This window comes from Qipengyuania atrilutea, assembly GCF_013370205.1.
Lineage (GTDB): Bacteria > Pseudomonadota > Alphaproteobacteria > Sphingomonadales > Sphingomonadaceae > Actirhodobacter > Actirhodobacter atriluteus.
On sequence record NZ_JABWGV010000006.1, the window covers coordinates 34,640 to 46,801 of the forward strand.

Below are 12,162 nucleotides of genomic sequence, written 5' to 3' on the forward strand. Positions count from 1 at the left end.
GTTGATACCCGAGCCGGTGAAGTCAAGGCGAGAGTTCAAATCGGCGACCAGTCCGCCGCGATATCGCTTTCGTCTTCGACTTCGGCCGCTTTGGTTTCGCTGGAAGTGCGGTCGGGCAGGTATTGCAGCACTGCGTCGAGAAGCGCCTCGATACCCTCGCCGCTCGCGCCGGAGACGCGGAAAACCTCGTCCGCACCGGCGGCCTTCAGTTCCTCGGCAAAACCCTCGCCGAGTTCCTGATCCGCGAGATCCATCTTGTTGAGCGCGACGAGGCGCGGCTTGTCCGCCAGACCTTCGCCGTATGCGGAAAGCTCGTCCTCGACCACGGTCATGGCTTCGGCCGGGTCCTGGCCCGCGATGTCGATCAAGTGGATGAGGACGCGGCACCGCTCGATATGCCCGAGGAAGCGGTCGCCGATCCCGGCTCCGTCCGCGGCCCCTTCGATCAGTCCGGGAATGTCGGCAAGAACGAACTCGCGTCCCTTGTGCCGCACGACTCCGAGTTTCGGTACGAGGGTCGTGAAGGCATAGTGGCCGACTTTAGCCTTCGCGTTCGATACCTGGTTGATGAAGGTCGACTTTCCCGCGTTCGGGAGGCCGAGCAGCCCGACGTCCGCCAATAGCTTCAGCCGCAGCCAGACCCACATCTCCTCGCCCGGTTCGCCCGGCTGATGCTGGCGCGGTGCGCGGTTGGTGGAGGTCTTGTAGCTGGCGTTGCCGCGCCCGCCCATGCCGCCGTGGAGGAACACCTCGCGCTGGCCGACCTCGGTGAAATCGGCGAGGATCTCTTCCTTGTCTTCGGACAGGACCTGCGTGCCGACGGGCACCTCAATGACGAGATCCTTCGCCCCCGCCCCGGTCCGGTCGCGGCCCATGCCGTGCCCGCCGCGGTTCGCCTTGAAGTGCTGCGAGTAGCGAAAGTCGATGAGCGTGTTGAGCCCCTGCACCGCTTCGAACACGATGTCGCCGCCCTTGCCGCCGTTGCCGCCGTCGGGACCGCCGTATTCGACGTATTTCTCGCGCCGAAAACTGACCGCGCCGGGGCCGCCGGCGCCCGACTTGAGATAGATCTTGGCCTGGTCGAGAAAATGCATCGGGCCGGTCTAGCGGGCCGGACGCGCGAACGCCAGCGCCGCTACCGCCTTTGTGCTACTCGCCGGTCGGCTGAACGACCGCTTCGCCGGGGACTTCGATCCGGCCTTCCGTGGGAAGCGGCTGCACCACCGAAGACGGCGGCGGCAGGTCGATCGGCTGAAGCCGGGTATAAGGCGAATAGAGCGATTCCCACTCTGCCAGATCGCGCTGGTACTGCTCGTACTCGCCGTAGAATTCGAAGAAGTCCTGCTCCATGCGCGGCAAGGCGCGTAGCGCGAACAATTCCAGTTCCTCGCTCGGAACCGTCAGCGCCTCGGTAGAGAGGTCCAGCGCCGTGTCGCAGAACGCGTCGAGCGTCATCGGCAGCGCGAAATAATTGTAGACCGCCGTCATGTACCGGTCCTGCGGGGCGCGAAAATCCCTGCCGTACCGCTCGCGGAACTCGCCTGTCAGAGCCTTGTTGGTCGCCGCCAGCACCTTCTCGTTACGCTCGAGGAAGTTCGTGTAGTTCGGCAGCAGCGCCGCGTACTTCGGATCCTGGCAGTTCAGCGTCGCGACGTTGAAGGCGGAGCGTACGTTCCACAGCTTCTGCTCGCTCGAGATGTAGGCGTTGACCGTGTTGCGGAAACCGTCGCCGGTTGCCGAGGGCACCTGGAAATAGGCAGAAGCGCCGCGAGGCGGCTGCGGCATGGGCGGCGTATCGATCCGCACCGGCGGCGGGGGCGGCGGCGGAGGGGGCGGCGGCGGCGGTGTCGCGCAAGCGGCGAGAGCCGCGATGGTCGTGGCTGCGGCGATGCCGCGAAGTTTCGAATATGTCAGGCGGATCATTCCCCGCACCCCTTCCGGATTTCGTAATTTCTCGCAGGATGCCTCATCAATTCTGAGCCTGCGGTGAAGGACCATGCCTTAACGCATTGCGCGCGCAAGAAAAGTGCCCGAAGTGCAATTGCACTCCGGGCACGCTCAAAAAACATTCTTCTGCGGTTGGCTGCTTCAGTAAAGGCGCGGCCCGCCGAGTTCCTTATTCGCGGCTACCCATGAAGCGCAGCAGGAAGAGGAACATGTTGATGAAGTCGAGGTACAGCGACAGCGCGCCGAGGATGATCGCCTTGCCGGCAAACTCGGTACCGCGCAGATAGTCGTACTCGCGCTTCAGACGCTGCGTATCGTAGGCGGTCAGACCGGCGAAGATCAGCACTCCGAGGAAGCTGATGGCAAGCGCCAGCGTGCTCGACCCGACGAAGATGTTGATGACCATCGCGATAAGCAGACCGATGACGCCCATCACCAAGAACGTGCCGAAGCCCGACAGGTCCTTCTTCGTGGTGTAGCCCCACAGGCTCAGACCGGCGAAGGCGCCAGCCGTCGCGAAGAACGTCGTCGCGATGCTTTCCTGCGTATAGACGAGGAAGATCGTCGAGAGCGACAGACCCATCACGATCGCAAAGCCCCAGAACATCATCTGCAGCGTTGCCCTGCTGAACTTGTTCGCGCCGAAGCTCATTGCGAACACGAAGGCGAGCGGCGACAGCGCCACGATCCACATCAGCGGACCGCTCGCGAAGCTGTAGGCAAGGCCGGACTGGGCCGTGAGCAGGGCGACGATGCCCGTCAGCAGCACACCGGATGCCATGTAATTGTAGATCGACAGCATATGGGCGCGCAGCCCCGCGTCGAAGGTCTCGCGGCGAGCAACGGGATCGCCCGTGCGTGGAACCGAGCCGAAGCCGGTCCTCGGCCGCTGGGTGTCCTTCCAATCCGCCATGTATATTCACTCCTTGGGTTATGGACCGGAAAGCTCCGGGCCTTGTCTGGCCAATATCGGCATATGGGGCCGATAATTCAAGCAAAACCGGTATAACACTTTGCCCGGAACGCTTAATGAACAGTTAGCCTTTTCTGCGGGCTTCCTTGGCCATTTCAGCGCCTCGGTCGCGAGCGGCGACGAGGCAGTTTTCGACTAGCGATTTCAGCGCGTTGTTCTCGTCTAACACGTCGAGCCCCTTCTGGGTCATGCCGCCCGGACTGGCGACGCGGCGGGCAAGCTCTGCCGGCGAATGTTCGGACTGCGCGGCGAGCGCGGCTGCGCCCTCCACCATTTGCACCGCGAGACGCTGCGCTTGCGCTTCGTCCAGCCCCTGCGCCGCTGCGCCCGATGCCAGCGCATCGATGAAGCGGTAGACGAAGCCCGGACCCGACCCCGACAGGGCCGTCACAAGGTCGAACTGGCTTTCGTCGGGCAGCCATTCGCACGATCCGATACCGCTGAAGAACTCGGTCGCGCGCTTGCGCCCGGCTTCGTCCAGTCCGCTTTCGACAAGAGCGAGCGGCGCCTTGCCGATCTTGACCGCGAGGTTGGGCATCACGCGCACACGCGCGGCGCTGCTCGGAAAATGCTCGTCCAGCGTTTCGAGCTGCGTGCCGGCAAGGACCGAGAACACGACCGTCTCGGGGCCGATGACCTTCGCGATGTCGTCCGCAAGATCGCCGAGCATATGCGGCTTGATGCCGAGGAGAACGGCGTCGAACGTCTTCTCCGGCAGCTTGTCTACCAGCGTCACGCCGTCCGGCGCATCCTCGCGGTAGGGGTCGCTGATGGTGAAGGTGGAAGCGGGCTGACCGGCGGCGAGCCAGCCATCGAGCATGGCTCCGCCCATATTGCCGCAGCCGACGAACATGAATGAATTATATGTCATGGCGTGCGACCTAGTGGTCCGAACGCGCCGTTGCAACGTGTCCGCGCCTGTCACGCTTCTCCGGCGGCGTCGATCAGCGCGCTGTCGAGCGCCTCGCGCGCGGACTTGTCGCTCCACAGCACGAACTGGAACGCCGGGTAGAAACGGTCGCATTCCTCGATCGCCGCTTCGACCAGCGCCTGCGCCTGCGAAAGGGTCAGGAGGCCGTCGTCACCCAGCATCGCGCCATGCCGATAGAGCAGCATTCCCCCGTCCGACCAGATATCGAAATGGCCGAGCCACATCTGTTCGTTGATAAGCGCGAGCAGCTCCGTCGCGGGTGCGCGCTTCTCCTTCGCTATGCGAATGTCGGGCAGGCAAAGCAGCTGCAACACGCGGTCTTCCGCGCGCCACACACAGCGCACCTGATAGGTCGCCCAGCTGCCCTGTATCTCGCCCGAAATCTCTTCCGCGGAGTCAGCGCTGCACGGCCAGCCGCGCGCCTCGAACAACGCCGCCAGCATGTCGACCGGCGCGGTGCCGTCGCCCATCGCGATACTGCGCAAGGTCGCGCTCATCGAGTTGATTCCCGTCCATTCATCACTCGGGCAGCAATGCCGCGAGGCAAATGGTTAACGCAAACTCCGACGTGGTGGCCGCTGGGGAGAAGTGCTCTCGCTTGTTAAAAGCTTGTGCAAAACGCGTTTTTCCACACCGGCGCGCCTAGTCCAGCTTTTCGACGACCGCGCCTTCGCTGCTGTCGTGGCGGAAGCTGTCGATGCCTTTTTCCTTCAGCGCGGCGATCGCGCCCTTGGCGGCATCGCGGCTGCTGAAGGGTCCGGCAAGGAGGCGGTTCGTCCCGCCCCACCGCGCGACGAACGGTCCCTTGCCCTCCAGCGTATCGCCGCCCTTCTTCACGAGCCTGCGCCAGTCGAAAGCCAGCGCCTTGCGGTCCTGGCCGGTCGCGACCTGCACCCAGATGCGGGCGGGCTGCGCGGGCGCGGCTTTTTCCGCCGGTGCCGGCTTTTGCGGTGCGGGTTTGGCCTGAACCGGCTTCGGCGCCGGCATCTCGCGCGCGGGCGTGATCGAGGCGATATCGACCGCTCCCGGGGCGCGGGCTTCGCTGCTGCTGGGCAGCGTATCGAGATCGGCGAAGACTTCTGCCATGTTGACGCGCTGCCTAGGTGCAGGTTCGGTAGCCGGAAGCGGCGCTGCGGAAGCGTTCGCAACGCGCGCGGGCAGCAAGCTCTGCGGACCGGACGGCTGCGGCGAAGGCTCTACAACGCCGGGCCGGCTCTCGATCACCCCGATCGTCGCCGAAGGCCGCTCCGTGGTGCGCCCCAACGGCGTACCGCTGGGCGCAAGCCGCGTATCCGCCCGCTGCGGGGCGAGCCTCCCTGTGCGCTGCGGAGCGGGCGCAGGCGCAGTGACCGCAGCACGTTCCTGCCGCGCCTCTGCAAAACGCCGGTTTACCGTGCCGATCTCGTTTGCCGCGGGGAACGTGCCCATGTTCGCGGCGCTCGCCTGCTGGACCGGCGTCAGCTTGCTCATCGAGCGCAGGTATGGCTCCATCCGCTCGGCCAGCCGCGCCGGCATGACGGCGCGGGCAATCGACAGCGCTTCGGCTTCGTCGCCCATGATCGCGAGGCCGAACGCCCGCGTACGAAAGGCCGCATTATCCTGCGCCTGCAGCAGCGGCAGCAACACTTCCTCGAACGCATCGCGCTTGCCCGAAATGGCGTAGCTGAGCGCAAGACGCTGCCGCACTGCCGGATCGTCGCCGCGGGTCAGCGCGAGCCGGTACTGGTCCTGCGCCGCGAGATTGTCGCCGAGCAGGTCGAGCGCAAGTCCGCGGTCCGCCGCGATCAGCGCGACGTCCGCTCCTGCCGATTCGGCGCGCGCGTAGCGCTGCAAAGCTTCGAGCGGGCGCTGGGTCCTGAGATAGGCTGTGCCGAGGCCGTTCAGCACATCGGGATTGTTGCCGTCGAGATCGCTGGCACGCCCGAAGAAGCCGATCGCTGCTTCTAGATCGCCCAGTTCCAGCGAGGCGGACCCGGCCTCGATCAGGGCGCGTACGTCGCGCGGATTGGTCGCGAGGCGGCGCAGCGCCTCGTTCAGATCGGCGACTTCCTCGGTCGGAAGCGCCTGCACGACCGCCCGGCCCGACTGCGCCGAGCCCGGTGCGGATGGCAGGCAAAGAGCCGCCGCCGCGCCCGCCGCCATGAGCAGAGAGCGCAGGTAGTGCGGCGCCGAAAGCGAGAGTTTCGCCATATGCATCAGTCGTTTGGCTTTCGTGTCATGGAGGCAGAATGGCTAGCCAGACACGCTTAACCGCTCATTACCCGAAAGCCGAGACGAGCCAGGTTTGAGCTTACTGGTTGTTCTGCCGCCCAAGGAAGCGCGGGATGTTGAGCGCCGAGCCGTTCTCGTCGTCGTCATCATCGTCATCGTCGCTCGCCGAACCTCGGGAGAGGTTGGCCATCCGCTCGAACAGGGTGGAACCACCGGCCGAGGCGCCGCCTGCAGGCGCACCGCCGCCGCTTCCGCCCATGCCGCCTTCGGAACCGCCGCGCCGCGCCGGTTTGGATCGGAGCGGGCTTTCCGGCTGCTCGTCATCGAGCGAGAAGGAATCCTGCCGGTTGCCGTAACCGCGGCTGCCGCCGTCGTCGTGCGAGACGGGATCGGTCAGGTCCAGCGTATCGTCGTCGTCGTCGCTGCCGAAGCCGCCGCCTTCGCCTACGTTCGCATGCTCCTTGTCGCGTGCGGCGTCGCCGAGCTGCGAGCTGTCGAAATCGTCTTCGTCGTCGTTACGCAGTCCGGCGAGCGGATCCACGATACCGTCGACATCCTCGTAATCCTCTTCGTCCTCGTCATCGAGGTCGCGCGCGCCGAGCGGATCGGACATCACCGGCTCGGACAGGCTGGATTCGCCGCGTTCGTCGTCGCCGCTGCTACCGTAGGCAGTCGTCAGGTCGAGCGTGTCGTCGTCGCTTTCCTCATCGTCCTGCTTGGACAGTTCGAGGACCGGCCGTTTCGGTGGCTTGGCGTCGGACAATGCGAACGGCTTGGTCGAGGGCGAAGGCACCGGCGCAGCGGCATCGTGATCTATGCCGGTCGCCACGACCGATACGCGGATCTTCCCTTCGAGATCGGGATTGAACGCGCTGCCCCAGATGATGTTGGCATCGTCGTCGACGAGTTCGCGGATGTGGTTTGCAGCCTCGTCCACTTCGAGCAGGCGCATGTCTTCGCCGCCGATGATCGAGATGATGACACCCTTCGCGCCCTGCATGGAAACACCGTCGAGCAGCGGGTTGGCGATGGCGCGTTCCGCCGCTTCAAGCGCGCGGTTCTCGCCCTCTGCCTCACCCGTGCCCATCATCGCCTTGCCCATTTCCTGCATGACGGAGCGCACGTCGGCGAAGTCGAGGTTGATAAGGCCCGGCATCACCATCAGGTCGGTGATCGAGCGTACGCCCTGCTGCAGCACCTCGTCGGCAAGCTGGAACGCTTCCTTGAAGGTCGTGTCGGCTTTCGCGACGAGGAACAGGTTCTGGTTCGGAATGACGATCAGCGTATCGACATGCGCCTGAAGCTCGTCGATGCCGCTTTCGGCAGCGCGCATCCGTCGGCTGCCTTCGAACATAAACGGCTTCGTCACGACGCCGACGGTCAGCACGCCCTTGCGCCGCGCCGCTTCCGCGATGACCGGCGCTGCGCCCGTACCGGTGCCGCCGCCCATCCCGGCCGCGATGAAGCACATGTTCACGCCTTCGAGCGCGGCTTCGATATCGCCGACAGTCTCTTCCGCCGCGGCCTTGCCCACTTCGGGACGCGCCCCTGCGCCGAGGCCGCCGGTGATTTCCGGGCCGAGCTGGATGCGGTTTTCCGCGGTCGAATTCGCGAGTGCCTGCGCGTCGGTATTGGCGACGATGAACTCGACGCCCTCGATCTCGGAATCCATCATGTTGGCGATGGCGTTGCCGCCCGCTCCGCCGACGCCGACGACGAGGATTTTGGGACGCATGTCGTCAGACGGTGCGGGGCCGATATTGATACTCATTCCAGTTTCCCTTCCGAGGGGTGATATTTCCAAGTTCGAGGTGCTGCGATGAAGACCCCCGCGAACCCTCGTCCAAATTCGTGCGCTTTATTCTGCCCGAAGCGCAATTTACGTGCAAAGGCTATTAAGCATTATCCACAAAGCGCGCCACCCCCCGTCCGTTCTGGGTGGCGCAGACTAGAAATATTCCTTCAGCGCCTTCAGAACGCGGGTGAATTTCACCGTTCCGCTGTAACGCGCCGTAGGCTGGTAGCGCGGGCCGATGGAGCGGATGTCGACCGGATCGTCGGCGGCATAGAGGCACAGACCGGCAAGCGTGGCGAAGCCCGGCGTCGCGTGCGCTTCAGGAAGCCCGGTCAGCGCGGGCGGCTTGCCGATCCGCACCGGATGGCCGAGTGCGCTCTGCGCATATTCGGCGATGCCCGCGAGTTCCGCGCCGCCGCCGGTAATGACGACCTGCCCGGCCTTGCTGCCCGCGAAACCCATTTCCTTCAGTGCCTTGCCGATCTCATCGGTCAGCTGCGCGAGCCGCCCGGTGACGACCGAAACGAGCTCGGCGCGGGCGATTCGGTTCTTGTCGTCCGCCCCGCGGGCGAACACGGCCTTCTCGTCGTCGCCCGGTCCGCCGACCGGAATCATCTCGCGGTGGTCGCTGGGCGTCGCGATGGCCGAGCCTGACACGCATTTCAGCCGCTCCGCCTGAAAGCGCCGGATGCCGAAGGAGGAAGCGATCGCATCGGTAATGTCGGCGGACCCGCGCTGAAGCGCTTTCATGCCGAGCAACATTCCGCCTGCATGAACCGAGATGTTGGTGACGTCGCCGCCCACCTCGATGAGCGCCACGCCCAGTTCGCGCTGTTCGCGCGTAAGGCAGGCATAGCTTGCGGCGAGCGGAGAAGCGACGACCCCTTCCACGTCGAGATGGGCGCTCTGCACCGCTTCAATGAGGTTCTTTACCGGCGCTCCGTCGGCCAGCATGACGTGGACATCGACGCCCAAGGATTCCGCATGAAGACCGGTCGGATCGGTCACGCCATGCGCGCCGTCGAGCGTGTAATGCGCGGGCTGCGCGTGAAGCACCATGCGTCCGTCCGGCTGGATGTGATCGCGCGCCGCGTAAAGGAGGTGCTCGATATCGTCTTCTTCGATGCGGCGGCCGTCGATCGGTATCTCGACCTTGGACACGCGGCTACCCAGACCCGCCCCGGCACACGCGATCCATACGCCCGATACGCTCGTTCCGGCGTTCTTCTCCGCCCGCTCGACTGCGTCACGGATCGCGTAGGTCGCGGCGCGCATGTCGGTGATGTAGCCGCGCCTGATCCCCTGGCTCGCGCGGTGGCTCGAGCCGAGCACGACCATTTCCTTCGTCTCGGTTACGCCGAGAATCATCGCCGAGATACGGAACGATCCGATATTGACGGCGCCGATTACGCGCCGAAACCGTGGTGTTGCCATCCTGATTTAGCCCCGCCGCCCCTTAGTCCTGGCCCATTGCCGCGAGTTCCTCTTCGCGGCATTTGGGGCATCTGAAATAAACCCGGTCGGGCACGCGCATGTCGATTGCCGCGACCTTCCCTCCGATGAGCCGGCTCGCCCCGTCCATCCGCGCGAAGGAAACGAGCGCACTTGCCGCCTCGCTGTCGCCTTCGGGAAGAGCCAGCACCTGGTCGGTACGGAAGGTCAGGTTCCAGCGCCGGTTGCCGACCCATTCGGCTTCGCGCACCTTTTCCTTAAGCGCAGGGGCGGCATCGAGCAGCCGCGTCAGCCGCACCACCTGCATCTTCGCGCCCGGCCCGGTGATGAGCAGCATCTCCTCGGCATCCTGCTCCGCGACGGGCTCGAGCTCATGCCCTCCGCCGTCGATCAGCATCAGCCGCCCCGGCTTCTGCAGCACCGCGTGCGGGCGGCGCTCCACGATGTCGACCGCCAGCGTATCGGGAAGCTGAGTTGAAACGCGAGCATCGGCCACCCACGGCAGTTCCAGCAGCTCGGCGCGCAGACCTTCGAGATCGACCAGCGGCATCGGGCGATCGCGTTCCGCCAGCGCCCGCTCGTAGACACGCAGCTCGTTCATCCGTTCGGTCCCCGACACTGTCACGTGGCGCACTTCGAAGCCAGCGTCCGCGGCGAGATAGGCGATCTGCTGGTGCGCCATTGCAGGAATGCCTGCAAGGCTCGCGACGAACCACGCGAGCGCCGCCGCGCCGCCGAGAATGACCGCCAGGAAGATGCGGTGAAGCTGCTCGTCGGTGAAGGGCAGCATGGCAACCGCCCCGTCGAGGAAGCTGCTCGTCCGCGCCTTTGCGTTACGCGCGCGGGTGCTTCGGCTCTGTGCCGCCGCCGAGCGCCTAACGCCCTTTCCGCCACGCTTGATCCTAGCCATCGGAGTCCCGGGCCTTGTGGTCGCGCAAGGCAGCCGTGATGATCGTCTCGACCAGATCGGCATATTCCATGCCCGCATAGCGCGCCTGTTCGGGCACGAGGCTGAGCGGTGTCATGCCCGGCTGCGTATTGGTTTCGAGCACGAAGAGCCCCTCCTCTCCGCGTTCGTCGTCCCAGCGGAAATCCGTGCGGCTCGTGCCCTTGCAGCCCAGCACCTTGTGCGCGCGGACCGCGTATTCGAGGCACAGCTTCTCGATGTTCTCCGGCAGGTCGGCGGGGCAGATATGCTCGGTCTTGCCATCGGTGTACTTGTTCTCGAAATCGTAGAAGCCGGATTTGACCTTCAGTTCGGTGACCGCGAGTGCGTGCGGACCGTCCTCCCCGTCGATCACCGCGCTCGTTAATTCGCGTCCGCGAATGAACGGTTCGGCAAGCAAGCTTTCGAAATCCTGCCACGGGCCCTTCGCTTCGGGCGAAATGGGATTGCCGTAATTGCTCTCGTCGGTGACGATCGCCACTCCGACGCTCGAACCTTCGTTCACCGGCTTGAGCACATAGGGGCGCGGCAACGGGTCGCCTTCGTAAAGCTCGCTGCTTTTCACGATCCGCCCGCCCGGCATCGGAATGCCCTTGGGCACTAGCGCCTGCTTCGTCAGTTCCTTGTCAATCGCGATGACCGAGGTTGCGAGGCCCGAATGCGTATAGGGAACGCCCATCAGGTCGAGCATGCCTTGCACCGTCCCGTCCTCGCCCGGCACCCCGTGCAGCGCGTTGAACACGACGTCGGGTTTCGCCTCGGCAATGCGTGCGGCGACCTCGCGGTCCATGTCGATGCGGGTGACGCGGTGGCCCTTGCTTTCGAGCGCATCGGCGACGCCCTTCCCGGACATGAGCGACACGGGCCGCTCGTTCGCCCAGCCGCCCATCAGGACCGCGACGTGGAGTTTGGGGAGACTTTTCATACCCGTCCTACTCGCTGGATTTCCCATTCGAGTTCGATTCCCGACTTGGCGTAGACCCGGGCGCGTACTTCCTCGCCCAGCCCTTCGATCTCTGCGCTCGAGGCATCGCCGGTGTTGATGAGGAAGTTGGTGTGCTTCTCGCTCACCATCGCATCGCCGTTCATGAGGCCGCGGCAACCGGCTTCGTCGACCAGCTGCCACGCCTTCATGTTCGGCGGGTTCTTGAAGGTCGAGCCGCCGGTCTTGGTGCGCAGCGGCTGCGACTCCTCGCGCGCCTTTGCGATCCGGTCCATTTCCGCACCGATTTCCTCGGGATCGCCTGGCTCGCCCCGGAACCGCGCGGAGACGACCACCGCGCCTTCGGGCAGGGCCGAATGACGGTAGCTATAACCAAGATCCTCGACCGGAAGGCGCGTCAGCGTACCGTCCGGCATCACGACCTCGCAGTCGATCAGTATGTCGGCCACCTCGCGTCCGTAGGCGCCGCCGTTCATGCGCACGAAGCCGCCGACCGTGCCGGGAATACCGCGCAGGAATTCGAGCCCCGCGATCCCCGCATCGCGCGCCGCGCTGGCGACGAGGATACCCGGCGTCCCGCCGCCGCAATTCAGGGTAAGCGCCGCGTCGCCCTCTTCCCCTTCCCGCTTCGCATAGGAAAAGGGTTTACCGAGCCGCACGACCACGCCCGGAACGCCGCCGTCCCGGATGATCAGGTTGGACCCCAGCCCCAGCGCCATGACCGGCATCTGCCCTGCGACAAGCGAGATGAGCGAGCGCAGATCGTCCGTATCTTCCGGCTCGAACAGGTAATCCGCCGCGCCGCCCGACTTGAACCAGACGAGCTTCGACAGCGGCGCGTTGAGCGTGATGTCGCCGCGCGCATCGTCCTGATTGAGGTACAGTTCCTCGCCGTCTTCCTCGATGTGGGAGAACGGGGCGGCTCCGTGATCGTACATGGCCCAGTCGTCCGGCTGGTTCATCG

The 12,162-nt window shown here is 65.1% G+C and carries 11 protein-coding genes; all 11 read right to left on the reverse strand.

The genetic code is table 11. The features are described 5' to 3' along the window. Nucleotides 1-35 precede the first annotated feature (35 nt). The 11 genes from obgE to murB all read right to left on the reverse strand — a co-directional run bounded on the left by obgE (nt 36) and on the right by murB (nt 12,160). Nucleotides 36-1,094, reverse strand: coding sequence for a GTPase ObgE (obgE, locus tag HUV48_RS12745; RefSeq protein WP_176268183.1), 1,059 nt, complete (start codon nt 1,092-1,094; stop codon nt 36-38). 55 nt (nt 1,095-1,149) lie between these two features. Continuing rightward, on the reverse strand, nt 1,150-1,923 hold the full coding sequence (locus HUV48_RS12750) for a hypothetical protein (RefSeq protein WP_176268184.1): 774 nt from the start codon (nt 1,921-1,923) through the stop codon (nt 1,150-1,152). A 193-nt stretch (nt 1,924-2,116) separates the two neighbouring features. Beyond that, nucleotides 2,117-2,860, reverse strand: a complete 744-nt coding sequence (locus HUV48_RS12755) for a Bax inhibitor-1/YccA family protein (RefSeq protein ID WP_176268185.1) — start codon at nt 2,858-2,860, stop codon at nt 2,117-2,119. A 124-nt stretch (nt 2,861-2,984) separates the two neighbouring features. Further along, nucleotides 2,985-3,791, reverse strand: a complete 807-nt coding sequence (proC, locus tag HUV48_RS12760) for a pyrroline-5-carboxylate reductase (RefSeq protein WP_176268186.1) — start codon at nt 3,789-3,791, stop codon at nt 2,985-2,987. 50 nt (nt 3,792-3,841) lie between these two features. Continuing rightward, nucleotides 3,842-4,348, reverse strand: a complete 507-nt coding sequence (locus HUV48_RS12765; RefSeq protein WP_176268187.1) for a type III secretion system chaperone family protein — start codon at nt 4,346-4,348, stop codon at nt 3,842-3,844. Between the two features lie 145 nt (nt 4,349-4,493). Beyond that, nucleotides 4,494-6,041 (reverse strand): SPOR domain-containing protein, encoded by a 1,548-nt coding sequence (locus tag HUV48_RS12770; protein WP_176268188.1) that lies wholly within the window; start codon nt 6,039-6,041, stop codon nt 4,494-4,496. A 100-nt stretch (nt 6,042-6,141) separates the two neighbouring features. Next, nucleotides 6,142-7,833 carry a cell division protein FtsZ gene (ftsZ, locus tag HUV48_RS12775; RefSeq protein WP_176268189.1) on the reverse strand — a complete coding sequence of 564 codons (1,692 nt, stop codon included), beginning with the start codon at nt 7,831-7,833 and terminating at the stop codon, nt 6,142-6,144. 177 nt (nt 7,834-8,010) lie between these two features. After that, nucleotides 8,011-9,291, reverse strand: a complete 1,281-nt coding sequence (gene ftsA, locus HUV48_RS12780) for a cell division protein FtsA (RefSeq protein ID WP_176268190.1) — start codon at nt 9,289-9,291, stop codon at nt 8,011-8,013. 22 nt (nt 9,292-9,313) lie between these two features. Then, nucleotides 9,314-10,219 carry a cell division protein FtsQ/DivIB gene (locus tag HUV48_RS12785; RefSeq protein WP_176268191.1) on the reverse strand — a complete coding sequence of 302 codons (906 nt, stop codon included), beginning with the start codon at nt 10,217-10,219 and terminating at the stop codon, nt 9,314-9,316. Next, complete coding sequence (locus HUV48_RS12790; protein WP_176268192.1) at nt 10,212-11,180, reverse strand: D-alanine--D-alanine ligase; 969 nt, start codon at nt 11,178-11,180, stop codon at nt 10,212-10,214. Before HUV48_RS12790 ends, HUV48_RS12785 begins: the two co-directional genes overlap by 8 nt. After that, entirely contained in the window at nt 11,177-12,160 is a 984-nt protein-coding gene (gene murB / locus HUV48_RS12795) for a UDP-N-acetylmuramate dehydrogenase (protein ID WP_404799939.1), read from the reverse strand. Before murB ends, HUV48_RS12790 begins: the two co-directional genes overlap by 4 nt. Nucleotides 12,161-12,162: the final 2 nt, after the last annotated feature.

Coding starts and splice junctions, on each gene's coding strand:
- HUV48_RS12755 (WP_176268185.1), bottom strand. CDS start 2,860: ATGGCGGATTGGAAGGACACCCAGCGGCCGAGGACCGGCTTCGGCTCG.
- ftsZ (WP_176268189.1), bottom strand. CDS start 7,833: ATGAGTATCAATATCGGCCCCGCACCGTCTGACGACATGCGTCCCAAA.
- murB (WP_404799939.1), bottom strand. CDS start 12,160: ATGAACCAGCCGGACGACTGGGCCATGTACGATCACGGAGCCGCCCCG.
- proC (WP_176268186.1), bottom strand. CDS start 3,791: ATGACATATAATTCATTCATGTTCGTCGGCTGCGGCAATATGGGCGGA.
- ftsA (WP_176268190.1), bottom strand. CDS start 9,291: ATGGCAACACCACGGTTTCGGCGCGTAATCGGCGCCGTCAATATCGGA.
- HUV48_RS12750 (WP_176268184.1), bottom strand. CDS start 1,923: ATGATCCGCCTGACATATTCGAAACTTCGCGGCATCGCCGCAGCCACG.
- HUV48_RS12790 (WP_176268192.1), bottom strand. CDS start 11,180: ATGAAAAGTCTCCCCAAACTCCACGTCGCGGTCCTGATGGGCGGCTGG.
- HUV48_RS12770 (WP_176268188.1), bottom strand. CDS start 6,041: ATGGCGAAACTCTCGCTTTCGGCGCCGCACTACCTGCGCTCTCTGCTC.
- HUV48_RS12765 (WP_176268187.1), bottom strand. CDS start 4,348: ATGAGCGCGACCTTGCGCAGTATCGCGATGGGCGACGGCACCGCGCCG.
- HUV48_RS12785 (WP_176268191.1), bottom strand. CDS start 10,219: ATGGCTAGGATCAAGCGTGGCGGAAAGGGCGTTAGGCGCTCGGCGGCG.
- obgE (WP_176268183.1), bottom strand. CDS start 1,094: ATGCATTTTCTCGACCAGGCCAAGATCTATCTCAAGTCGGGCGCCGGC.